This is a genomic window from Streptomyces caatingaensis (assembly GCF_001187435.1).
Classification (GTDB): domain Bacteria; phylum Actinomycetota; class Actinomycetes; order Streptomycetales; family Streptomycetaceae; genus Streptomyces; species Streptomyces caatingaensis.
In genome coordinates, this window is the sequence record NZ_LFXA01000001.1 from 157,612 (window position 1) to 181,237 (window position 23,626).

The window sequence follows — 23,626 nt, forward strand, 5'->3', positions numbered from 1 at the left end:
CGATCCAGGGGTCAGTAGCGGAACGCCCGTGCGGTATTCGCGGCGACCGCCGTGGCCAGGGCGTCCTCGTCCACGCCCTTCACCGCGGCCATCGCCCGCAAGGTGACCGGAATGAGGTACGGCGCGTTGGGCCGCCCCCGGTACGGCGCGGGGGTCAGGAAGGGCGCGTCGGTCTCGACCAGGATCCGGTCGAGCGGGGCGACGGCGAGCGCGTCGCGCAGCGGCTGGGCGTTCTTGAAGGTGACGTTGCCGGCGAAGGAGAGGTAGTAGCCGGCCTCCGCGCAGACCTTCGCCATCTCCGCGTCGCCGGAGAAGCAGTGGAAGACGACCGTCCCGGGCGCGCCCTCCTCGGCGAGCACCCGCAGGACGTCGTCGTGCGCGTCCCGGTCGTGGATGACCAGGGCCTTGCCGTGCCGCTTGGCGATCTCGACGTGCCGGCGGAAGGAGTACTCCTGGGCCGCCACGCCCTCCGGTCCGGTGCGGAAGAAGTCGAGGCCGGTCTCGCCGACGCCGCGGACCGCGTCCAGCGCGGCCAGGGCGTCGATCTCCGCCAGCGCCTCGTCGAGCGCGGCCATGCCGCCGGGTTCGCGGGCCCCCTGCCGGGACCGGCCCCCGGGGTCGCCGAGGACGATCCTCGGCGCCTCGTTGGGGTGCAGGGCCACCGCGGCCCAGACGTTCTCGTGCGCCGCGGCGGTCTCGGCCGCCCAGCGCGAGCCGGCCAGGTCGCACCCCACCTGGATCACCGTGGTGACGCCGACGGCGGCGGCCGCGGCGAGGGCCTCCTCGACGCTCGTGCCCTGCATGTCCAGATGGGTGTGCGAGTCGGCCACGGGCACGGTCAGCGGGGCCGGCGGCGGCGGAGGGACGTCCTTGAGGTCCTGCTTCTTCCGCTCGCCGTCCGCCGAACCGCTGTTCCGTGCTGTCGCCGCCATGGTCGGAATTCTAGGGACCGGCCCGGGGACGGGTCCGGCCGGCCTACTTCCGGTGGAAGGGGTGCAGGAGGTCCGAGAGGTGCCAGTGGTGATGGCGGGGCTCCGGCGCGGCGGGCGCCCCGCCCTCCCCGACGCGGATGCCCCCGCTCATGAACGGCCCGGTCGGCGAGGCCGGGGAGACGGACGTGCGCGAGGCGAGGTGGAGGGCGTCGGCCACCTGGGAGACCTGGCCCGAGCGCATGATGCGCACGACGTGCGCGCCGCAGTTCGCGCACGTGGGACGGGTCAGGGGGGAGGGCACGCGGACCCCGTCGGCGTAGTACGTCACGAAGGGCTTGCCCTCGGCGTCCACGTGGTGCTCTATCTCGTACGACTGTTCCCAGCTGTTCGCGCACCGCATGCACGCGAAGGCGTACGACTCGTGCACGGTCTCGTGCCCGCCCGGCCGCGGGGGCGCGGCGGGCGCCGTTCGGGTCGTGGTCGTGGGCTCGACGCCACTCGAGGTTCCTGCGGTCTCGCTCATGGCAGCTCCTCTTGTCCGCCGGACAATTCCTGTCCTGCTCGGACGCTGTTCCGGGATGGACGTCCCACCACCAGGGAACGCCCATTCCCGCGCCGGCGCAGCAGCCCAATCCCCGAATTGGGGCAAACTTAACCGCTCCATGCCCGAAGACCCCGGGAGCAAGGTCTGACCTTTGCTTTTGGCTCCAGCCCTTTACTGTACGGCGACCCGTGACACCCGGCATTTTTTGGCGTGTCCACTTCCACCGGGTGCGTTAACCGGCGGATTCGCCCCCGGTCGTTTTACCGGCCGTTTTCGCGGCGACCACCGCGTCGAAGACCACCCGCTTCGGAATGCCCGCCTCCGTGGCCACCGCGGCGATCGCCTCCTTGCGCCGCTCCCCGGCCTCCTCGCGCACCCGCACCCGGCGGACGAGCTCGTCCGCGTCGGTCTCGGCGGGGCCCGGGACGGCGCCCTGGACGACGATCGTGATCTCGCCCCGAACCTCCTCGCCCGCCCAGTCCGCCAGCTCCGCCAGCGTCCCGCGGCGGACCTCCTCGTAGGTCTTGGTCAGCTCCCGGCAGACGGCCGCCCGCCGGTCCGCGCCGAACGCCTCGGCCATGGCCCCCAGGGTCTCCGCCAGCCGGCGCGGCGACTCGAAGTAGACGAGGGTGCGGCGCTCGTCCGCCACCTCGCGCAGCCGCCCCAGCCGCTCCCCCGCCTTGCGCGGCGGGAAGCCCTCGAAGCAGAACCGGTCCACCGGCAGCCCGGACACCGCGAGCGCCGTGAGCACCGCGGACGGCCCCGGGACGGCGGTCACCCGCACCCCGCGCTCGACCGCGGCCGCGACCAGCCGGTAGCCGGGGTCGGAGACCGACGGCATCCCCGCGTCCGTGACCAGCAGCACCCGTGCCCCGCCCGCCAGCGCCTCGACCAGCTCGGGCGTGCGCGCCGCCTCGTTGCCCTCGAAGTACGAGACGACCCGGCCGGTGGTGTGCACCCCCAGCGCCTGGGTGAGCCGGCGCAGCCGCCGGGTGTCCTCCGCGGCGATCACCTCGGCGGCGGCCAGCTCGGCGGCCAGCCGCGGCGGCGCGTCGGCCACGTCGCCGATGGGGGTTCCTGCGAGTACGAGCGTTCCAGTCACCTCCCCATCCTCGCAGGCCCCCCGGCGCGCGCCCGCCCGCCGGTCCGCCGCCGCGCGCTCCCCGCTCCCCGCCCCGGCACAGGCCCGTTCCCTACGATGGCGCGGTGACCAGTGACACCGCGACGCACGACCGGCGTGAGAGCACGGCCGCCGGCCAGCCGCCCCCGTGGCAGCTCAGGCTGCGCCGCTTCGGGTACGTGGCCCCCCGGAGCGGGGGCGACGCGCGCGAACGGCTCGTACCGCCCTTCCCCGAGCCGGGCACCCGGATCTGGACGGTGCTGGGCGTGCGGCCGGGCCCCGCGCGGCTGCTGGCGCGCTCGCTGGGCTGGCTCGGTCCGCTGCTCGTGGCGCTGGTCGCGGGGCTGACCCGCTTCCACGACCTGCGCAGCCCCAACGCCGTGATATTCGACGAGACGTACTACGCCAAGGACGCCTGGGCGCTGTGGAAGTACGGCTACGAGGCCAAGTGGCCCGACGACGTCAACGGCCGGATCATCCAGGGCTACGACCAGGTCGCCGACGCGCCCACGTTCGTCGTGCACCCGCCGATGGGCAAGTGGGTCATCGGGCTCGGCGAGCAGCTCTTCGGGCTCACACCGTTCGGCTGGCGCTTCATGGTCGCGCTGCTGGGCACGCTGTCGGTGCTGATGCTCTGCCGCATCGGGCGGCGGCTGTTCCGCTCCACCCTCCTCGGCTGCGTCGCCGGCGGGCTGATGGCCGTGGACGGCATGCACTTCGTGATGAGCCGCACGTCGCTGCTCGACCTGGTGCTGATGTTCTTCGTGCTCGCGGCCTTCGGCTGCGTGCTCGTCGACCGCGACAGGGCAAGGGCCCGGCTGGCCGCCGCGCTGCCGGAGAACGACGAGGGCACCGCCCTGCCGGACGCCGGGGTCGGCGGCACGCTGCGGCTGGGATGGCGGCCGTGGCGGGTCGCCGCGGGCGTCTTCCTGGGGCTCGCCGCCGCCACCAAGTGGAACGGCGCGGTCTACCTCGCCGCGTTCGGCCTGCTGATCGTCCTCTGGGACGTCGGCTCGCGCCGGCTGGCGGGCGCCCGCCGGCCCTGGCGCGCGATGCTGCGCCGGGACGCGCCCTGGGCGTTCCTCGCCACCGTGCCGGTCGCCCTCGCCGTCTACCTGGCCTCCTGGAGCGGCTGGTTCGCCAACAGCGGCACCTACAGCCGGACCCGGGGCTGGCAGCACAGCGGCTACTACCGGCACTGGGCGGAGACGGAGGGCGGCTACTCCTCCGACGGCTTCCTCGCCGGGATCCTCAACCCGCTGCGCAGCCTGTGGCACTACGAGGTGGAGGTGTGGAAGTTCAACACGCACCTCTCCTCGCCGCACACCTACCAGTCCAACCCGTGGAGCTGGCTGGTCCAGGGCCGTCCCGTCTCCTACTTCTACGAGTCCCCGGCCGCGGGCCACGACGGCTGCCCCGCCGGCACCGCCGGCAAGTGCGCGCGCGAAGTCCTCGCCCTGGGCACGCCGTTGCTGTGGTGGACCGCCTGCTTCGCCCTCGCCTACCTGCTCTTCCGCTGGTTCTTCCGGCGCGACTGGCGGGCCGGCGCCATCCTCTGCGGCGTCGCGGCGGGCCTCCTGCCGTGGTTCAAGTGGCAGGACCGCACCATCTTCGACTTCTACACCGTGGTGTTCGTACCGTTCCTCTGCCTCGCGGTGGCCATGCTGATCGGCGCGATCGCCGGGCCGCACGGCACGTCGGAACGCCGGCGGGTGGCCGGCGTCGTCGGAGCCGGCACACTGATCCTGCTCATCGTCTGGAACTTCATCTACTTCTTCCCCCTCTACACCGGGCAGCCGATCCCCGTGGACGCGTGGCGGAACCGGATGTGGTTCGACACCTGGATCTGACGCGGGGCCTGTTGTCCATGTGACGTGAGCTACGACTCCCCGTCACCCAGGGTGCGTTGTCAGTGCCCTCCCGTAGTGTGCAAAGCGCAGGGAAAGAACCGCGGCGCACGGTGTGCCGCGGCGGGGAGGGGCTGACGATGCGCACGGGAGCGAGGATCACGGTCGGGCTGGTCGCCGCGGCACTGCTGGGCGGCGCCGGATTCGGGGCGTACCGGCTGGTGGAGGACGTGGGGGACGTCGGGCGGCAGGCGGCGCCCGGGCGGACGGGGCCGCCCTCGGCGGACGAAGTGGAGCGCACCGCGCGGGAGTTCCTCGCCGCCTGGGCGAAGGGCGACGCGGAGGGGGCCGCGATGCTCACCGACAACCCGCAGGCGGCGTCGGCCGCGCTCACCGGCTACCGCGAGGAGGCGGGCGTCGGGAAGGTGACCTTCCGGCAGGGGGCCGCGGCGGGGGCGCAGGTGCCCTTCACCGTCACCGCCGACGTCGCCTTCAAGAACCGGCACTCGACGTGGACGTACACGTCCTCGCTCGGCGTCGTGCGCGGCCGGACCAGCGGGCGCCCCGTCGTCGACTGGCGGCCCACCGTGCTGCACCCCGGGCTCGCGCACGGCGAGACGCTGCGGACGGGGCCGGGCAAGTCCGCGGAGATCAAGGCCGTCGACCGCTCCGGCCGGGAGCTCGATCCCCAGGAGTTCCCCTCGCTCACCGCCGTCCTGCCCGAACTGCGCAAGCGCTTCGGGGAGAAGACCGGCGGCCGGGAGGCCGTCGAGGTCCGCGCCGAGCCGGCCGACGGCACGGCCGGCCGCACGCTCCACGTCGTCGACAAGGGGCTGCCCGCCACCCTGCGCACCACGCTCGACGCCCGCGTCCAGCGGGCCGCGGAGGAGGCGGTGGCGCGCCGCGACGAGGCGTCGGTCGTGGCGGTGCGGCCCAGCACCGGGGAGATCCTGGCCGTCGCCGACACCGGCGCCCGCCGCGCCGGGTTCAACGCGGCGCTGCTGGGCCGTACGGCGCCCGGCTCCACGCTGAAGACGGTCACGGCGGCGATGCTGCTGGAGAAGGGTGCGGCGCACCCCTCCCAGCCGCTGCCCTGCCCCGAGTACGCCACCTACGGCAAGCAGTTCCACAACGTGGAGAACGGCGAGGACCCCGGCGCCACCTTCGCCCGGGACTTCGCCGCCTCCTGCAACACCGCCTTCGTCTCGCTGGCCGGCAAGGTGGCCGACGGGGACCTCGGCGCCGAGGCGCGCGAGGTCTTCGGCGTCGGCATGGACAACTGGCAGACGGGCGTGACCACTTTCGACGGCCGGATACCCGACGGCGCCGGCGCCGAGAAGGCGGCCGCGATGATAGGCCAGGGCCGGGTGCAGATGAATCCGCTCACCATGGCCTCGGTGACCGCCACCGTGAAGGACGGCACCTTCCGCCAGCCGCGCCTGGTGGACCCGGAGGCGGCCGGCCTCCGACTGGCCCGTGCCGCACGCCCGTTGCCCGCTCCGGTCGCGGCCGAGCTGCGCCGCATGATGCGCCTGACGGCCGTCGCCGGCACGGGGCGGACGGCGATGGCCGGGCTCGACGGGGACGTCGGCGCGAAGACCGGCTCGGCCGAGATCGACGGACAGGACCGGCCCAACGGCTGGTTCACCGCCTACCGCAACGACGTGGCGGCCGCGGCGGTCGTGCCCCGGGGCGGTCACGGCGGCGACTCGGCGGGGCCCGTGGTGGCGGCGGTGCTGCGGGCGGGGTGACGGGCGGGTGACGCGGACAACGGCGCGGGGCGGCCCGTCCCGCATACGGTCGTCACCATGACCCCACTGGTCGTCCTCGCCGTCCTCACCGCCGCCGTCACCCACGCCGGTTGGAACGCCATCGCCCACGGCATACGCGACCAGCTCACCGCCTTCACGCTGGTGGGCCTGGGCGGCGCGGCCTGCGGCGCCGCCCTGGTGCCGTTCGTCCCGGCGCCGGACGCGGCGGCCTGGCCCTTCCTCGGCGCCTCGGCGCTGCTGCACGTGCTCTACATGGCGTTGCTGATGCGGTCGTTCTCGCTGGGCGACTTCGGGCAGATGTATCCGATCGCCCGGGGCACGGCGCCACTGGCGGTGACCGTCCTGGCGGCCGTGTTCGCCGGGGAGCTGCCGGACGGGTGGCAGCTCACGGGGGTCGCCGTGGCGTCGGCCGGGCTGGTGGGCGTGGCGCTGTGGGGCGTACGGGGCAGGGGCGGCCGGGGCGGCCGGCCGGTGAACGGCGCGGCCGTCGCCGCGGCGGTGGGGACGGGGCTGGCCATCGCGAGCTACACCGTCGTGGACGGGCTCGGGGTGCGCCGCTCCGGCTCGTCCCTCGGCTTCACGGCCTGGCTGATGCTCCTGGAGGGCGCCCCGGTCCCGCTGTACGCGCTCGCCGTCCGGCGGCGCGCGCTGGTGGCGGCCGTCCGCCCGTTCGCCGTGCGGGGGCTGCTCGGCGGGGTGCTGTCCGCGCTCGCCTACGGCCTGGTGCTGTGGGCGCAGACGCGGGCCGAGCTGGCGCCGGTGGCGGCGCTGCGCGAATCGTCGATCATCGTGGGCGCGGCGCTCGGGTCGCTGCTGTTCAAGGAGCACTTCGGGGTGCCCCGGGTCGCGGCGGCGGCGCTCATGGTGGTGGGCATCGGCCTGATGCTGCACGCCGGTTGAGCACTCACTCCCCGCTGAGCGCCCCGCGCAGACCGAGGTTGGCGACGAGGATCCCGCCGTCCACGGGGAGCGTCACGCCGGTGATCCAGGCGGCGTCGCGCGAGGCGAGGAAGGCGACGGCCGCCGCGACGTCCTCGGGGCGGCCGACGCGGCCGAGCGGGTAGTGGGGCGCGGCCCTGCGCAACGCGCCCTCGCGGCCCGCCCAGTTGGGGGTGTCGACCGTGCCGGGCGCGACGAGGTTGACCCGGACCCCGCGGGGTGCGGCCTACCCCGCCAGCGTGCGCGTCAGGCTCGCGAGGCCGGCCTTGGCGGCGCTGTAGGCGTGGTTGCCGAAGTCCTGCTCGCCGTTGACGAAGCCGATGTTGACGACCGCCCCGCGGCCGCCGGCGGCGGCCAGGTGCGGCATCGCCGCGCGCGTGCAGCGGAAGGCCCCGCCGAGGGTGACGTCGAGGTCGCGCTCCCAGCGCTCGTCCGGGTAGTCCTCGAAGAGGTCCGGGTCGGGGCCGCAGGAGAGGGCGTTGTTGACGAGGACGTCGAGGCGGCCGAACGCCCCGGCGGCGTGGGCCACGGCCCGTTCGACGGCCCGCCGGTCGGCGACGTCGCAGGCGAGGGCCTCCGCGGTGCCGCCCTCGTCCCGGATGCCCCGCGCCGTTCGCGAGGCACGGTCGCCGTCGATGTCCGTCACGAGGACGTGGGCGCCCTCGCGGGCGAAGCGGGTGGCCGTCGCGGCGCCGATGCCGCGGCCGGCGCCGGTGACGAGGACGGACCAGCGGTGGAACCGGGGTTCTGCCATGGGCGGGCTCCTTGTGCGGGAGGGGCCGGGGGCTCCTACCCCGCCAGGGCCCGCGCCACCCCCCGCACCAGCGCCTGTGCCCGCGCGTCCGCCGTCACGTTCTTCTGCATGCCGTTCGTCACGTAGCCGAAGGAGACGCCGCTCTCCGGGTCCGCGAAGGCCAGGCAGCCGCCGCGGCCGGGGTGGCCGAAGGAGCCGGGGCCCAGCAGCGGCGACGCCGGGCCGTGCAGCATGTAGCCCAGTCCGAAGCGGGTGGTGGAGACCAGGACGCGGTCCGGGCCGGCGGACTCCTCGGTGCGGGCCAGGGTCAGCGTCGCGGGCGCGAACAGCCGGCGGCCGCCGCCCTCGACGTCCCCGATGAGCGCGGCGTAGAAGCGGGAGAGCGCCTCGGCGGTGGCGATGCCGGCCGAGGCGGGGAGTTCGGCCGCCCGGTAGGCGGGGTCGTTCTCGTCGGGGGCCGGGTCGATCGCGGCGAAGGCGCGGCGCGTGAGCGACGAGGGGTCGGCGTACGCGTCGGCGACGGCCCGCTTGGGCCGGATCCGCAGCCCGGGGGCGCCGGCCGGCGCCGGTGGCTCGACGTCGCCGATCCGTCCGGCGCGGTGCCGCTCGGCCGCGGGCAGCCCGATCCACAGGTCGAGGCCGAGCGGCCCGGATATCTCGTCGGCGGTCCACTCGCCGAGGGTCCGCCCGGTGATGCGCAGCACCAGCTCGCCGAGGAGCCAGCTGTAGGTCTGGGCGTGGTAGCCGTGGTCGGTGCCGGGCTCCCAGGCCGGTGCCTGGGCGGCGACGGCGCGCGGGCCGCTCACGCCGTCGACGGCCTGCGCCGGGGTGAGCGGGGTGTCGAGGACGGGCACCCCGGCCCGGTGCGCGAGGAGGTGCCGGACGAGGACGCGCTCCTTGCCCGCGGCCTTGAACTCGGGCCAGTAGGTGCCGACGGGCGCGTCGAGGTCGACCAGCCCGCGCTGGTGCAGGAGGAGGGGGACGGCCGCGGCGACGCCCTTGGTGGCGGAGCGCACGATCTGGGCGGTGCGGCCGGTCCAGGGGGCGGTGCCGTCGACGTCGGCGGTGCCGGCGTGGAGGTCCACGACCTTGCGGCCGTGGTGGTGGACGACGACGGCGGCGCCGCGTTCGCCCCGGCGGGCGAAGTTCTCGGCGAAGGCGTCCCGGACCGGTTCCCAGCCGGTCGCTGTCGTGCCATGGACGTCCGTCACGTTGGTCCGCTCCCACTGCGTTGGTCTGTGCACATGCCCCTCCATGGTGCACGTGCGCGGTCAACGCGCGTGGACCGGGTCCGCGGGGAGGGCGTCCCCGCGTCCCGGAGGGGCGCCTACAGGGCCGCGCGGCTGCCCGTGCTCACGCGGGCCGTGGCCGTCGCCCCCCGCTCGGCGTCCGCCGCGACCTGCTCCGCGGTGAGGACGTAGCCCGTCTCCGCGTTCGCCGTGGAGCGGGCGAAGACCACGCCGTAGACGCGGCCGGAGGGGGAGAGGAGGGGACCGCCGGAGTTGCCGGGGCGGACCAGGGAGCGCACGGAGTAGACGGAGCGCGTCGCGAGGCCGTCGCCGTAGATGTCCTGGCCCTTGGCGCGGACCTGGGTGGCGACGGTCGCGCCGCGCAGGTCGAGGCCGCCGTTCTCGGGGAAGCCGGCGACGACCGCCGCGTCGCCGCGCTTGGCGGACTTGTCGAAGGGGAGGACGGGCGCGTCGAGGCCGGGCACGTCCAGGACGGCGACGTCCGTCTCGGGGTCGAAGAGGACGACCTTGGCCGGGCGCGGCCAGCCGGTGCCGGCGACGCGCACGGTCGGGTCGCTGACGCCCGCGACCACGTGCGCGTTGGTCATCACGTGGCCGGGCGCGTAGACGAAGCCGCTGCCCTCCTGGCCGCGCCGCCCGCCGCCGACGTCGGCGACGCCCTCGATCTTGACGACGCTGGAGCGGGCCGCCCGCACGGCGGCCGGGGTGACGGCGTCGCCCGAGGGGCGGGCGACGCCGGTGGCGGGCTCGTGCTCGAAGGGGTTGAAGACCTGCGGGAAGCCCGCGCCGGTGAGCGCGTCCGTGGTCCGGCTGAACCATGTGGGGGCCTGCTCGGGCATCGCGTCCTGCACCGCGCCCAGCAGCCGCGAGTCGCGGATCTCCCGGGTGAGGAAGGCGGAGTTGGTGGAGACGACGACGGTGGCCGCGACCCAGGCGACGAGCAGGACGGTCAGCGAGTTGACGACCGCGCCGCCCACGCCGTCCACCCCGCGCACCGGCGCCCAGGTCAGCCGCCGGCGCAGCCCCCACGCGAGCCGGCCGGCCAGCGCGTGCCCGACGGCGGCGGGGACGAGGACGACGAGGACGGCCACGACCGCGGCGGACGTGCTCCCGGCCTCGAAGTGCCCGACCACGGAGGGCAGGGCCCACACGCCGAGCACCGCCCCGCCGAGGAAGCCGGCGAGCAGCACGGCGCTCGCCACGAGGCCGCGCCGGTAGCCGGTGACGGCGTAGGCGACGACGACCAGCAGCAGAAGCACATCGAGCAGGTTCACTTGGAGCCCTTTCCCTCACGCGCGCCCCCGACCGCGGCCACGGGCCGCATGCCCCGTGGACTAGGGGAAACGCGCGTTCCCGGGCGTGTGGTTCCCGGGCGTGGCCTTCGCCACGTTTCCGGTGGAATCGCGGTTTCCGGCTGGAATCGCGGTTTCGGCGGGAACGTGGCGAAGGCGACCGGTCAGACCCCCGCGGGCGCCGGGTCGCGGTCCTTGGTGCCCGCCTTCGGGGACGCGAGCCGCTCGCGCAGCCCCTCGCCCTCGACGTCCACGTTGGGCAGCGCCCGGTCGAGCCAACGGGGCAGCCACCAGGCCGCCCTGCCGAGCAGGGCGAGCACGGCCGGGACGAGGGCCATGCGGACGACGAACGCGTCGAAGAAGACCGCGACGGCCAGGCCGAAGCCGATCATCTTGATCATGGGCTCGGAGGAGCCGATGAACCCGGCGAAGACGCTGATCATGATGACGGCGGCCGCGGTGACGACCCGGGCGCCGTGCCGGAAGCCGGTCACGACCGCCTCGCCGGGCCGCTCGCCGTGGACGAACGCCTCGCGCATGCGGGTCACGAGGAAGACCTCGTAGTCCATCGCGAGGCCGAAGACGACACCGACCATGAAGATCGGCATCATGCTCATGATCGGGCCGGTCTCCTCGACGCCGAGGAGCGGGCCGAGCCAGCCCCACTGGAAGACCGCCACCACCGCGCCGAGCGCCGCGACGACGGAGAGCAGGAAGCCGAGCGCCGCCTTGAGCGGGACGAGCACGGAGCGGAAGACGACGATCAGCAGCAGGAAGGCGAGGCCGACGACGAGCGCGAGGTAGGGCAGCAGCGCGTCGTTCAGCTTCTGCGAGACGTCGATGTTCATCGCCGTCGTGCCGGTGACCAGCACCGTCGCGCCGGTCTTCGCCTTCAGGGAGCCGCCCTCGGCGCGGATCGCGTGGACGAGGTCCTCCGTCCGCTCGCTGCTCGGCTTCGACGCGGGGACGACGTTGAAGACGGCCGTGTCGCCGTTCTTGCTGGGCACCGGGGGCGTGACCGCGGCCACGTCCGCCATGCCGCCGACCTTCGCGGCGACGGTCCCGGCCGCCTTCTTCGGGTCCTTGGCGTCCTTGGCGTCCACGACGACCATCAGCGGGCCGTTGAAGCCGGGGCCGAAGCCCTCGGCGATCATGTCGTACGCCTTGCGCTGGGTGGTCTTCACCGGCTGCGAGCTGTCGTCCGGCAGCCCGAGCTGGAGGGACGCGGCGGGCGCGGCCAGCGCGCCGAGGCCGATCACCCCGGCCAGCAGCACCCACACCGGGCGGCGCAGGACGAAACGGGCCCAGCGGGTGCCCATGTTGGGCTTGTCGCCGGCCGGGACGCCCTTGCGGACCTTGCGGGCCAGCACCTTGCTCCCGGCGAAGCCGAGCAGCGCCGGGATGAGGGTGAGGGCGATGAGCACCGCGATGACGACGGTGCCGGCCGCGGCCAGGCCCATCTTGGTGAGCATCGGGATGTTGACGACGGCGAGGCCCGCCAGCGCGATGACGACGGTGAGGCCGGCGAAGACGACGGCCGACCCGGCGGTGCCGACCGCGCGGCCCGCGGCCTCCTCCCGCCCCCGGCCCTCGGCCAGTTCGGCGCGGTAGCGGGAGACGATGAAGAGGGCGTAGTCGATGCCGACGGCGAGGCCGATCATCATCGCGAGCGTCGAGGTGTTGCCCGACAGCCCCAGCGTGGAGGCGAGGGCGGTGATCGAGGAGATGCCCACGCCCACGCCGATGATCGCGGTGAGCAGCGGCAGCCCGGCCGCTATCAGCGAGCCGAAGGTGATGACCAGGACGAGCGCGGAGACGACGATGCCGATGATCTCGGTGCTGCCGGTCTCCGGCATCTTCTGCAGGGCGCTGCCGCCCATCTCGACGCTCAGCCCGGCGTCCCGCCCGTGCTCGCGCGCCGCGTCGAGCCGGTCGCGGGAGGCGTCCGTCAGCTCGTTGGACTTCACCTTGTAGGTGACGGTGGTGTAGGCCGTGGTGCCGTCCTTGCTGACCGTCTTGGCCGCGAACGGGCTGGGGGCCATGGCCACCTGGGGCCCGGCGAGCCCGGCGACGGTCTTCTCGACCGCGGTCCTGTTCCCCGGGTCGGTGATCTTCTGGCCGTCCGGCGCCCGGAAGACCACGCGCGCGGACGCGGCGTCGGCCTTCTTGCCGGGGTAGCGCTCGGCGAGCAGGTCGAAGGCGTGCTGCGCCTCGGTGCCCGGGATGGAGAAGTCGTCGTTGGTGGACTTGGAGGCGGTGGCTGCGCCGGCGCCGGCGAGGCCCAGCAGCAGCACCCATATCAGGGCGACGTACCAGCGGCGCCGGAAGGCGAGCCGGCCGGTCTTGTAGAGGAACGTGGCCACGAGGCGTTCTGCTCCCGTCGGTTGGGGGATCGAGCAACTGGCAGTGGGGAACCAGCCCGACGTCTGGAGCGGTGCGTCAGGTGGAACTGCTGGTGTGCGGTGGGGGGTTGCGGGTCAGAGGCCGAGCGCGGGGAGCAGCGCGGCCTCGACGAAGCGGGTGAGGTAGTCCGGGTCCGCGGGCCGGTCCTCGATCAGCGGCCGGACGACGAAGGCACCGAGCATCATGTGCGTCACGAACTCCACGGCCGGGGTGTCCGGGGCGAGTTCGCCCCGGTCCACGGCGCGTTGGAGCAGCCTTCGCATCTCGGCCGTCTCGGGTTCGATCAGCTCCTCGCGCAACGCCCGGTTGAGGTCGGGGTTGGTGTGGACGGCGTGGCCCAGCCCCCGCATGAGGGCCATGTCCTGCTCCATGCGGGCGGGGTCGGCGACGGCCGACAGCGCCAGCAGGTCGCCGCGCAGGGTCCCGGTGTCGATGTCCGCGACCTTGATCGGCTTGTGGTGCCGCAGGGCGCTCGCGACCAGCTGGGGCTTGCCCTTCCACTGGCGGTAGAGGGTGGCCTTGCTGGAGCGGGTGCGGGCCGCGACGGCGTCCATCGTCAGCCCCTCGTAACCGACCTCGCAGAGCAGGTCGATGACGGCCTCGTGGAGCTCGGCCGCGCGCTCGGGGGTGAGCCGGGTACGGCGGGGTGACGGGGGGCCCGTCGGGGACGTGTCCGCGGTCATGGAGATGCCAATCGAACGAAACGGTTTCGTACAGTTCGAGAGTAAGCGGACACGCGATCGAAACGGCTCCGTTTCGCTGTGGGATCCGTCACGGCCCGGGTTGCCGGGACATACCGCTCCCGAAACCATGAAACGGTGAGCGATGCCTATCTCCGGTACCCGCACGTGCACGGCGATCTGCTCTGCTTCGCCGCCGAGGACGACCTGTGGCTGTCCCCCCTGCCCGGCCCGGGCGGCGCGGGCGGCCGCGCCTGGCGGCTGACCGTCGACCGGACCCGGGTGGGCCACCCCCGCTTCTCCCCCGACGGCCGGGAGATCGCCTTCACGAGCTGGCGCAGCCTCGACCCCGAGGTGCACCTCGCCCCGGTCGGCGGCGGTCCCGCCCGCCGGCTGACCTACTGGGGCAGCGCCGACGCCCGGGTGTGCGGCTGGACGCCGGCCGACCACGAGGGCCGGAGCGACATCCTGGCCGTCTCCTCGCACGGCCAGCCCTTCTCCTACTTCTCCTGGGCCTACCGGCTGCCCACCGACGGCTCCCCCGGCGGCCGGCTGCCCTGGGGCCCGGTCTCCGACATCGCGATGCGCGGCACGGGCGACGCCCCCGGCGAGACGCTGATGCTGGCCGGCAAGCCGCCGCACGAGCCCGCCTCCTGGAAGCGCTACCGGGGCGGCGCCACCGGCCGCCTGTGGCTCCAGGGCGGCACCCGGATCGTCCCGGACCTGAACGGCCACCTCGACTCGGTGATGTTCGTCGGCGACCGCATCGTCTTCCTCTCCGACCACGAGGGCGTCGGCAACCTCTACTCCTGCCTGCCCGACAGCTCCGACCTGCGCCGCCACACCGACCACGCGGACTTCTACGCCCGGCACGCCTCGACGGACGGCACCCGGGTCGTCTACCAGTGCGCGGGCGACGTCTGGCTGGTGGACGACTTCTCGCCGGGCGCCGTCCCGCGCCGCCTCGACGTCCGCCTCGGCGGGCCGCGCGCCGGCCGCCGCCGCTACCAGGTGCAGGCCGCCGCCCACGTCGGCTCGCTCGCGGTGGACACCACGGGCCGGGCCAGCGCCGTCCAGGTGCGCGGCAGCCTCTACTGGCTGACCCACCGCGACGGCCCCGCGCGGGCCATCGCCGACACCCCCGGCGTCCGGGTGCGGCTGCCGGAGATGCTGGGCTCCACGGGCCGGGTCGCCTACGTCACGGACGCGGAGGGCGAGGACGCGATCGAGATCGCCCAGCTGCCGCGCGCGGCGGACCCCGCGGAGCCGCGGCGGCTCGCGGCGGGCCGGCTCGGCCGGGTGCACGAGACGGTCTCCGCGCCGGACGGGAGCCGGCTGGCGGTCGCCGCGCACGACGGGCGGCTGCTGCTCGTGGACACCTCGCCCGAGGGCGACGGCGCGGTGGACGAGCTGGTGCGCTCGGTCAACGGGCCGGTGCGCGACCTGGCGTTCTCGCCCGACTCGGGCTGGCTGACCTGGTCCCATCCGGGCGTCGGCCGCTCCCTGCGGAAGATCAGGATCGCCCGGCTCGCGGACCGGCACGTCGTGGACGTCACCGACGGCCGCTTCGAGGACGAGCAGCCCGTCTTCACCCGCGACGGCCGCTACCTCGCCTTCCTGTCCTGGCGCGGCTTCGACCCGGTCTACGACGTGCACACCGGCGACCTGTCGTTCCCGCTCGGCTGCCGCCCCTACCTCGTCCCGCTGTCCTCCGCGACGCCCTCGCCGTTCGCGCTGACCGCCGAGGGCCGCCCGGCCGGCGGCGGCCTCGACCTGGACGCGGGCGAGACCGAGGGCCCGGTGACGGTGGAGACCGAGGGCCTGGAGAGCAGGGTCACCCCCTTCCCCGTCGCCGCCTCGAAGTACTCGCACCTGTACCCGGTGCACGGCGGCGGCCTGGTGTGGCTGCGCTGGCCGATCTCCGGCGCGCTCGGCGAGACCTTCGCCAACCCGGCCGACACCTCGGGCCGGCCCACGCTCGAACACTTCGACCTGTGCAAGGGCCGGCGCACCGAACTCACCTCCGTCCTCGACACGTTCGCGGTCAGCGGCGACGGCACCCGGCTCGTCCTCAACGACGAGGGCGCCCTGCGGGCCGTGCCCGCCACCGAACCGGCCGACTCCGACACCACCGTCCACATCGACATGCGGCGCATCCTGCACGAGGTCGAGCCCGCCGCCGAGTGGCGCCAGGCGTACGCGGAGGCCGGCCGCGTCGTGCGCGCCTACTTCTGGGAACCGGGGATGGGCGGCGTCGACTGGGACGCGGTCCTCGACCAGTACCGGCCGCTGGTCGAACGCGTCGCCTCCCCCGACGACTTCGCCGACCTGCTGCGCGAGGTCCTCGGCGAGCTCGGCACCTCGCACGCCTACGTCGTCCCCGCCCGCCGCAACGAGGGGCCCCCGCACTACCAGCGCGCCATCGGCCTGCTCGGCGCCAACCTCACCCACCGCAAGGACGGCACCTGGGCCGTGCGCCGCATCCTGCCCGGCGACTCCTCCGACTCCAAGGCCCGCTCCCCGCTGGCCGGTTCGGGCGTCCGCGAGGGCGCCGTGCTCACCCACGTCGACGGCCGGCCCGTGGACCCGGTCGCGGGCCCGTACCCGCTGCTGGCCGCCGCCGGCGGCACCACCGTCGAGCTGACCTTCCGCTCCGCGGAGGACGAGGGCCACGCCCGCCGGGTGGCCGTGGTGCCGCTCGTCGACGAACGGCCGCTGCGCTACCAGGACTGGGTGACCAAGCGCCGCGCCGTCGTCCGCGAACTCAGCGGCGGCAAGTGCGGCTACCTGCACATCCCCGACATGGGCGGCTCGGGCTGGGCCCAGTTCAACCGCGACCTGCGGATGGAGATGTCGCGGCCCGCGCTCATCGTGGACGTGCGCGGCAACGCGGGCGGCAACATCAGCGAGCTCGTGGTCGAGAAGCTCACCCGCACCATCGTCGGCTGGGACCTCACCCGCGACGCCGAGCCGGTCAGCTACGCCTCCAACGCGCCGCGCGGCCCGGTCGTCGCCATCGCCGACGAGATGACCTCCTCCGACGGCGACATGATCACCGCCGCGTTCCGGCTCCAGGGCATCGGCCCCGTCGTCGGCCTGCGCACCTGGGGCGGCGTCATCGGGATGACCGGGCGGCACCGGCTCGGCGACGGCACCGCGATCACCGTGCCCATGAACGCCGCCTGGTTCGACGCCTACGGCTGGTCCGTGGAGAACCACGGCGTCGAGCCCGACGTCGAGGTGGACCGCACCCCGCTCGACTGGGCGGAGGGCCGGCACCGGCAGCTCGACGACGCCGTACGGATCGCGCTCGACCTGCTGGAACGGCACGGCTCCCGCACCCCGCCCGACTACTCCGCCGTCCCGGACCGCTCCCGGCCCCCGCTCCCCCCGCGCGGGCAGGGGTGAAGTTTCCGCGCGGGCAGGAGTGAGGGGCGCGCCGCTCGGGCGGCACGCCCCTCTTCCCGGGCCGGGCTACTGGTCGGTGTCCTGGATGTCGTCCAGCGACTGCTGTCGGCCCTGCTGCCGGCGCTGCTGTTGCTGCTGCCGCAGTTTGTCCTGCGCCTGCTGGCCGCGCTGCTGTGCCTGCTCCTTGGCCTGCTGGGCCTTCTGCTTGGCCTGCTGGGCCTTCTGCTTGGCCTGCTGGGCCTTGCCCTGCATCTCGTCCTTGATGCCCATGGCTGTCTCAACTCCCGTGAGGTTGACCGGGCCGTGACCGCGAATTCGGTGATCGGCCGCGACCAGCCTCACATGGCCGGACATTCCGCGCATTTCGATCAGTGACGCTCGGTAGCCCCGCGCTCCTTCTCGTCCGCCGCGCCGCCCGCGCCCACCAGCCCCCGTCCGTCCAGGGCCACGAGCCGGGGCCCGAAGCGGCGCATCTCCCGCCGGGCGCCCACCGCCAGCAGCCCCGGCAGCACCCCGCGCACCGGCCGCACCAGGCGCAGCCACCCCTGGCCGTACACGTGCGCCGAGCGGCGCTCGATGCCCGCCACGAGCCGCTCGACCGCCGGGCCCGGCGGATAGGTGCGGCTGGCCGGCCACGGCAGCCGCTGCCGCATCTCCCGCATCAGCCCGATCTCGTCGGCGCCGCGCACCATGTCGGTGTCGGTCCAGCTCAGATAGCCCACCCCGACGCCCACCCCCCGGTGGCCGACCTCGGCGCGCAGGCTGTGCGCGTACGCCTCGACGCCCGACTTGGACGCGCAGTACGCGGTCATCATGGGCGCGGGCGTGATGGCCGCGAGCGAGGCGATCTGGAGCAGATAGCCCTTGCTGCGGACCAGGGCCGGCAGGAACGCCCGCCCGGTGACGGCCGATCCGACCAGGTTGACCTCCACGACCCGGCGCCACGCGGCGAAGTCGCAGCCGTCGAACGGACCGCCGGTCGCGACACCGGCGTTGGCGACGACGACGTCCACCCGGCCGAAGCGGTCCGCGACCTCCCCGGCCACGCGCTCCATCGCCGCGACGTCCGTCACGTCCGCGTGCCAGTGCGCGGCCTCCGTCGCCAACGAGCCCGCGACCCGCCGCAGTTCGTCCGGCTCCAGCCCGACCAGCGCCAGCCGGGCGCCGCGCGCGGAGAGCTTGCGGGCGAGGAGTTCGCCCACGCCGCGCGCCGCGCCGGTGACCACGGCCACCCGCTCCCGCAGAACCGTGCCGCTCATCGCGCCGCTCCCGTCGCCGTCGCCGTAGTCCTTTCCGGCCTGAGCAGTTGGTACTCCTGGAGGTCCACCCGCCGGGTGACCCGCCGGAACTCGGACGTCGTGCCGGGCCAGACGACGGTGTTGCGGCCCTCCGCGTCCAGGTACCAGCTGTCGCAGCCGCCCGTGTTCCACACCGTGCGCGCCATGCGCCGCTGGAGCACGCGGTTCCAGGCGTTGACCGCCGACGGGCGCGCGTCCAGCGCGGCCCGCCCGCCGAGCAGGTCCAGCTGGCGCAGGAAGTCGGCCATGTAGTTCAGCTGGGCCTCGATGATGAGGATCATGGAGCTGTTCCCCAGGCCCGTGTTGGGGCCGATGACGAAGAGGAAGTTGGGGAAGCCCGCCGCGCTGGAGCCCCGCAGGGCCGCCATGCCGTCCTTCCACGTCTCGGCCAGCGTCCGGCCGTCGGCTCCCCGGACCCGGTCGGCGATCGGCATGTCCGTGACGCGGAAGCCGGTGCCGAGGACGAGCACGTCGGCCTCCGCCGTCGTCCCGTCGGCCGCGACGAGCGTCGAGCCGCGCACCTCCGCCAGCCCCGACGTCACCACGTCCACGTTGGGCCGGGTCAGCGCCGGGTAGTAGTCGTTGGACAGCAGGATCCGCTTGCAGCCGATCCGGTAGTCGGGCAGCAGTCGCGCCCTCAGCTCCGGGTCCGGCACGCCGCGCCGCAGGTGCGCCCGCGCCAGCGCCTCGATGAGGCCCAGCCGTTCGGGCTTCTTGGTGAACGCCCCGGTCTGCAACTCCCGGATGCCCCACAGCACTCCGCGGCGCAGGGCGCGCGTCGCCGGGATGCGGCCGTGCAGCCAGCGCTCGGGCGCGGTGATGCGCCGGTCGGCGCGCGGCAGCACCCAGGGCGGGGTCCGCTGGAAGAGCGTGAGCCGCCCCACCTCCGGCTGGATGCTCGGCACGATCTGGATCGCCGACGCCCCCGTCCCCACCACCGCCACGCGTTTGCCGCGCAGTTCGACCCCGTGGTCCCAGCGCGACGAGTGGAAGACCGGCCCGGGGAACGAGGAGAGCCCCGGGATGTCCGGCAGCTTCGGGTCCGCGAGCGGGCCGGTCGCGGAGACGACGACGTCGGCGAGGTACGTCCCCGACGCCGTCTCCAGCTCCCAGCGCAGCCCGTCCGCGTCCCACCGGGCGCCCAGCACCTCGGAGTTGAACCTGACGTGCGGCCGCAGCCCGTACGCGTCCGTGACGTGCTCCAGGTACGCGCGGATGTGCGGCTGGCCGGAGAAGTTGCGCGGCCACCCGGGGTTCGGCGCGAACGAGAACGAGTACAGGTGCGAGGGCACGTCGCACGCGCAGCCCGGATACGTGTTGTCCCGCCACGTGCCGCCCACCGCGTCCGCCCGCTCCAGGACGACGAAGTCCGTCACCCCCTCGCGGCGCAGCCGCACCGCCGCCCCCAGCCCGCCGAAACCGGACCCGATCACCGCCACCCGAACCTGAACGGCCATGCGCCATCGCCTCCCGGATCGCCCCGCAAGCACTGTGCCAGTGATTGCTGGCACGGTGCGAGGGTAGGACAGCGGACTACCGTCCGGTAAGGGTGCGGAGCAAGGAAGTTACCGCGGGTCGCCCCCGGTCGGTCACCCCGGCGGTGCGCCTACCCTTCCTGGATGGGCACCGACGAGACGACGCCGCCGCGCGAGTACCGCATGACCGAGCTGGCCGAGGCGGCCGGCATCACCGTCCGCACCCTGCGCTACTACCGCGAGCGCAAGCTCATACCGCCGCCCCGCCGCGAGGGGCGCGTCGCCTGGTACGACGACCGCCACCTGGCCCGGCTGCGGACGATCGCGGCGCTGCTGGAGCGCGGCCACACGCTCGGCGGCATCGCCGAGCTCATCGCCGCCTTCGAGGGCGGGCGCGGGGTGGCCGAGATCCTCGGCCTGGGCGGGGCGATCGCGGCGCCCTGGTCCCGCGAGACCCTGGTGCGCCTCGCCCCGGAGGAACTCGCCGACCACTTCGCGGACCAGGCCACGCCGGAGAACCTCGCCGCGTCCCTCGACATCGGCTACCTCGCCGTGGACGGCGAGGAGTTGGTGCACGTCAGCAGCCGGCTGCTGGACGTCTCGCGGCGGCTCGTCCGCGAGGGCGTCCCGCTGCCGGCCATCCTCGCCGCAGGCCGCGAGATCCGCGCCCACGCCGACGCCCTGGCCGCGACCTTCACCGCGATCGTCCGCGAACACCTGCTGCCCGACGACGTCCCGCCCTCCCCCGAGGCCGTCGAACACGTCCAGCGCACCCTCGACCGCCTCCGGCCGCTCGCCCGCACCGTGGTCGAGGCGGAGGTCGCCCTCGCCATGGACCGCCGCGTCCGCGCCGACGTCGAGTCCTGGCTGGACGACGGCGTCACGCCACGGTGAGCACCTCCAGCACGTGCCCGTCCGGGCTCTTGAAGTACGCCCCCCGGCCCCCGGCACGGCGGTTGATCGCATGGGGCTCGTCGAGCCGCGGCCCCGCGTAGTACGTCACCCCGGCGTCCACGATCCTGCCGAGTATCGCGTCGAACTCCGCCTCGGAGACGAGGAACGCGTAGTGCTGCTCCGCGATGTCGAGGTGCGGACTCGTCATGAAGTCGAGCGTCACCCCGTTGGCCATCGCCACGGTCACGAACGGCCCGGCCTCCGGTCCGACTTCGAGCCCGAGGATCCCGGCGGCGAACGCCGCGGCCGCGTGCTTGTCACGCGAGTGGACGATGGTGTGGTTGAGCTCGACGGCCATGGGTCTTCCCTCCGACGTGGCGTAACCCGACCGTACCGAGGCCCCGTTGCGCCCGGCAATCGCGCCGCCGGCGCCTCAGCGCTCGAAGACCACCGTCACCGGCGCGTGGTCGCTCCACCGCTCCGCGTGCGACGCGGCCCGCTCGACGACCGCCTTCCGCGCGCGCTCCGCGAGGCCCGGCGAGCAGACGACGTAGTCGATGCGCCAGCCGGAGTCGTTGTCGAAGGCGCGGCCGCGGTAGGACCACCAGGAGTACGGGCCGGCGACGTCCGGGTGGAGGGCGCGGACGACGTCCACGTACTCCTCGAAGACCTTCGTCAGCCAGGCCCGCTCCTCGGGGAGGAAGCCCGCGCTCCTGCGGTTGGCCTTCCAGTTCTTGAGGTCGGCCTCCTGGTGGGCGATGTTCCAGTCGCCGCAGACGGCGACCTCGCGGCCCTCGGCGGCGGCCCGCGCCTTCAGGCCGACCAGGTACGGGAGGAACTCCGCCATGAAGCGCTCCTTCTCGTCCTGGCGCTCCGTGCCGACCTCGCCGGAGGGGAGGTAGAGGCTGGCGACCGTGACGCCCGGCAGGTCGATCTCGACGTAGCGGCCGCTGCCGTCGAACTCGGCCGAGCCGAAGCCGACGCGCACGGCGTCCGGCTCGCGGCGGGAGTAGACGGAGACGCCCGCGCGGCCCTTGGCGGCGGCCGGGGCGTGGACGACGTGCCAGCCGTCGGGCTCGCGGACCTCGTCGGGGAGCTGGTGGGGCTCGGCGCGGACCTCCTGGAGGCAGACCACGTCCGCCCCGGTGGCCGCCAGCCACTCCACGAAGCCCTTCTTGGCCGCGGCGCGCAGGCCGTTCACATTCACGGTCGTCACAGTGAGCATTCCGGCACGATACCGACTTCCGGGACGGCCCTGTCGCCCCGGTCCGGCCGCTCGTACCATCCCGGGATGCGCATACTGCCGGTCGCCTTCGACCACCCCGACGCCGTGAAACTCAACGACGAGGTGCAGGAGGAGTACCGCCGCCGCTACCACGACGACGGCGACCTCACCCCGCTGGAGCCGGCCCACTTCGACCCGCCGTGTGGCCTGTATCTCATCGCCTACGGGGACGACGGCACGCCCGTGGCCACCGGCGGCTGGAGGGCCTGGGAGGACGCGGAGGAGGGGTACGCCCCCGGCGACGCCGAGATCAAGCGGATGTACGTGGTGCCGCGGGCGCGCGGGCTGGGACTGGCCCGGCGGATCCTCGCCCGGCTGGAGGAGGACGCGCGCCGCGCCGGGCGGCGGCGGATGGTGCTGGAGACCGGGGCCGAGCAGCCGGAGGCGATCGCGCTCTACACCTCGGCGGGGTACGCGCCGACGGCCAAGTTCGGGCTGTACCGCTTCGAGCCCGAAAGCCGCTGCTACGCCAAGCCGTTGCGCTAGTCCGGCACGGGTCCCCGCACGGCTTCCCGCAGGTCCAGGACGGCCTGCGCGCCCCCGCCCTCGGGGTTCTCGAACGCGAGCCCGGCGCCCAGCACCCGCGCCTGGCCCACCGCTATCGTCAGGCCGAGGCCGAGCCCGGAGCCGGAGTCGGTGCGGAAGCGCTGCGGGCCGTGGGCCAGCAGCTGCGGCGGGAAGCCGGGGCCGCCGTCGCGGACGCGGACCACACCGCCGTCCACCTCGGCGACGACCGGCCCGGCGCCGTGCCGGAACGCGTTGGTGACCAGGTTGGTGAGTATCCGCTCGACGCGGCGCGGGTCGGTCTCGACCAGGCGGTCGTCGAGCACCCGCACCTCGGCGGGGGCGCGGCCCGGCCCCGCCGCGGCGGCGACCGCGGCGACGGCGCGGCGGGCCAGGTCGCCCAGCGCCCGCACCTCGGTGTCCGCCCGCTCGGCGTCCGCGTCCAGCCGGGCCACCTCCAGGACGTCCTCGACGAGGGTCCGCACCCGCCGCGCCCGCTCCTGGACCATCTCGGCGGGCCGGCCGGGCGGCAGGAGGGCGGCGGCGGCCACCAGCCCGGCGACGGGCGTGCGCAGTTCGTGGGCGATGTTGGCGGTGACCTCCCGCTCGGCCTGGAGGCGGGCGGCGAGCGCGTCGGCCATGCGGTTCACGGCGACGGTCAGCCGGGCGATCTCGTCCCGGCCGCCGCGCGGCCGCAGCCGGGCCGTCAGGTCGCCCTCGGCGATGCGCTCGGCGGTGCGGGCGGAGGCGTCGATGCGGCGGCCGGCGAAGGCGGCGAGGCCGACGCCGACGATCCCGGAGAAGGCGGTGCCCAGCCCGCCGGCCGCCCACAGGACGTCGTCGAGGTCCTTGATGTCGCGGGTCTCGCGGTGGTACGGCCGGCGCAGGGCGATGACGTCGTCGCCGAGCCGGGTGGCCGCCCACAGCACCGGCTCGGGGCCGCCGCGGTCCAGATAGGTGGCCGTCCTCCGCTCCTCGGCGGCGCGGCGCAGGGGTTCGGGCAGACCGCCGGGGTTGACGAGGGTGTGCGGGCGGTCGAAACCGGCGGCGTGGTCCTCGACGGCGGAGGCGAGCCGGGCGGTGATGGTCTCGCGGGCGGCCGCGAGCTGGTTCACGGCCGTGCGGTGGTGCACCACGAACCCGATGAGGACGGCGACCAGCGCGGCGGTGACGGTGATCGCCGCACCGATCTTCGTTCTCAGTCCCATGGGTCAAGGCTCCTTGACGGC

General features: G+C 74.6%; 19 protein-coding genes and 1 pseudogene. 6 read left to right on the forward strand and 14 right to left on the reverse strand.

The features are described 5' to 3' along the window. Positions 1 to 11: 11 nt before the first annotated feature. From AC230_RS00650 to rsmI, 3 genes are all read right to left on the reverse strand, one after another. Positions 12 to 932 (reverse strand): TatD family hydrolase, encoded by a 921-nt coding sequence (locus AC230_RS00650; RefSeq protein WP_049713937.1) that lies wholly within the window; start codon positions 930 to 932, stop codon positions 12 to 14. 43 nt (positions 933 to 975) lie between these two features. Further along, positions 976 to 1,455 carry a hypothetical protein gene (locus AC230_RS00655; protein ID WP_198535365.1) on the reverse strand — a complete coding sequence of 160 codons (480 nt, stop codon included), beginning with the start codon at positions 1,453 to 1,455 and terminating at the stop codon, positions 976 to 978. Positions 1,456 to 1,708: 253 nt separating this feature from the next. Next, positions 1,709 to 2,578, reverse strand: coding sequence for a 16S rRNA (cytidine(1402)-2'-O)-methyltransferase (gene rsmI, locus AC230_RS00660; protein WP_049713938.1), 870 nt, complete (start codon positions 2,576 to 2,578; stop codon positions 1,709 to 1,711). A gap of 104 nt (positions 2,579 to 2,682) precedes the next feature. Here rsmI and AC230_RS00665 point away from each other — a divergent pair, with 104 nt between their 5' ends. The 3 genes from AC230_RS00665 to AC230_RS00675 all read left to right on the forward strand — a co-directional run bounded on the left by AC230_RS00665 (position 2,683) and on the right by AC230_RS00675 (position 7,115). Then, positions 2,683 to 4,446: a dolichyl-phosphate-mannose--protein mannosyltransferase gene (locus tag AC230_RS00665; RefSeq protein WP_049713939.1), complete on the forward strand. Its 1,764-nt coding sequence runs from the start codon at positions 2,683 to 2,685 to the stop codon at positions 4,444 to 4,446. A 137-nt stretch (positions 4,447 to 4,583) separates the two neighbouring features. Beyond that, on the forward strand, positions 4,584 to 6,194 hold the full coding sequence (locus tag AC230_RS00670) for a penicillin-binding transpeptidase domain-containing protein (RefSeq protein WP_049713982.1): 1,611 nt from the start codon (positions 4,584 to 4,586) through the stop codon (positions 6,192 to 6,194). 57 nt (positions 6,195 to 6,251) lie between these two features. Further along, complete coding sequence (locus AC230_RS00675) at positions 6,252 to 7,115, forward strand: EamA family transporter (RefSeq protein WP_049713940.1); 864 nt, start codon at positions 6,252 to 6,254, stop codon at positions 7,113 to 7,115. 4 nt (positions 7,116 to 7,119) lie between these two features. Here AC230_RS00675 and AC230_RS00680 read toward each other — a convergent pair. The 5 genes and pseudogenes from AC230_RS00680 to AC230_RS00700 all read right to left on the reverse strand — a co-directional run bounded on the left by AC230_RS00680 (position 7,120) and on the right by AC230_RS00700 (position 13,536). After that, positions 7,120 to 7,908, reverse strand: a pseudogene (locus AC230_RS00680) (SDR family NAD(P)-dependent oxidoreductase). 35 nt (positions 7,909 to 7,943) lie between these two features. After that, positions 7,944 to 9,119, reverse strand: coding sequence for a serine hydrolase domain-containing protein (locus tag AC230_RS00685; protein ID WP_241833023.1), 1,176 nt, complete (start codon positions 9,117 to 9,119; stop codon positions 7,944 to 7,946). A 116-nt stretch (positions 9,120 to 9,235) separates the two neighbouring features. Next, positions 9,236 to 10,432, reverse strand: a complete 1,197-nt coding sequence (locus AC230_RS00690) for a MarP family serine protease (protein ID WP_049713942.1) — start codon at positions 10,430 to 10,432, stop codon at positions 9,236 to 9,238. A 182-nt stretch (positions 10,433 to 10,614) separates the two neighbouring features. Beyond that, positions 10,615 to 12,813: an MMPL family transporter gene (locus tag AC230_RS00695; protein ID WP_049713943.1), complete on the reverse strand. Its 2,199-nt coding sequence runs from the start codon at positions 12,811 to 12,813 to the stop codon at positions 10,615 to 10,617. Positions 12,814 to 12,927: 114 nt separating this feature from the next. Then, positions 12,928 to 13,536, reverse strand: coding sequence for a TetR/AcrR family transcriptional regulator (locus AC230_RS00700; protein ID WP_049713944.1), 609 nt, complete (start codon positions 13,534 to 13,536; stop codon positions 12,928 to 12,930). 135 nt (positions 13,537 to 13,671) lie between these two features. Here AC230_RS00700 and AC230_RS00705 point away from each other — a divergent pair, with 135 nt between their 5' ends. Next, entirely contained in the window at positions 13,672 to 16,941 is a 3,270-nt protein-coding gene (locus AC230_RS00705) for a S41 family peptidase (protein WP_049713945.1), read from the forward strand. A gap of 66 nt (positions 16,942 to 17,007) precedes the next feature. On the opposite strand, the gene AC230_RS00710 is transcribed toward AC230_RS00705, so the two are convergent. From AC230_RS00710 to AC230_RS00720, 3 genes are all read right to left on the reverse strand, one after another. After that, a complete protein-coding gene (locus tag AC230_RS00710) occupies positions 17,008 to 17,211 on the reverse strand; it encodes a hypothetical protein (protein ID WP_049713983.1) in 204 nt (67 codons plus the stop codon). Between the two features lie 98 nt (positions 17,212 to 17,309). After that, positions 17,310 to 18,200, reverse strand: coding sequence for an SDR family oxidoreductase (locus tag AC230_RS00715; protein ID WP_049713946.1), 891 nt, complete (start codon positions 18,198 to 18,200; stop codon positions 17,310 to 17,312). After that, entirely contained in the window at positions 18,197 to 19,696 is a 1,500-nt protein-coding gene (locus AC230_RS00720; RefSeq protein WP_049713947.1) for a flavin-containing monooxygenase, read from the reverse strand. Before AC230_RS00720 ends, AC230_RS00715 begins: the two co-directional genes overlap by 4 nt. A gap of 162 nt (positions 19,697 to 19,858) precedes the next feature. Here AC230_RS00720 and AC230_RS00725 point away from each other — a divergent pair, with 162 nt between their 5' ends. Then, entirely contained in the window at positions 19,859 to 20,608 is a 750-nt protein-coding gene (locus AC230_RS00725) for a MerR family transcriptional regulator (protein ID WP_049713948.1), read from the forward strand. Here the strand turns inward: AC230_RS00725 and AC230_RS00730 are convergent. Next, positions 20,595 to 20,966, reverse strand: a complete 372-nt coding sequence (locus AC230_RS00730) for a VOC family protein (RefSeq protein ID WP_049713949.1) — start codon at positions 20,964 to 20,966, stop codon at positions 20,595 to 20,597. The two genes, AC230_RS00725 and AC230_RS00730, sit on opposite strands and share 14 nt — an antisense overlap. A 75-nt stretch (positions 20,967 to 21,041) precedes the next feature. Continuing rightward, a complete protein-coding gene (locus tag AC230_RS00735) occupies positions 21,042 to 21,833 on the reverse strand; it encodes an exodeoxyribonuclease III (RefSeq protein ID WP_049713950.1) in 792 nt (263 codons plus the stop codon). A 66-nt stretch (positions 21,834 to 21,899) separates the two neighbouring features. Between AC230_RS00735 and AC230_RS00740 the strand changes: the two genes are divergently transcribed. After that, entirely contained in the window at positions 21,900 to 22,379 is a 480-nt protein-coding gene (locus AC230_RS00740) for a GNAT family N-acetyltransferase (RefSeq protein ID WP_049713951.1), read from the forward strand. Here the strand turns inward: AC230_RS00740 and AC230_RS00745 are convergent. Next, a complete protein-coding gene (locus tag AC230_RS00745; RefSeq protein ID WP_049713952.1) occupies positions 22,376 to 23,605 on the reverse strand; it encodes a sensor histidine kinase in 1,230 nt (409 codons plus the stop codon). The genes AC230_RS00740 and AC230_RS00745 overlap by 4 nt on opposite strands. Positions 23,606 to 23,626: the final 21 nt, after the last annotated feature.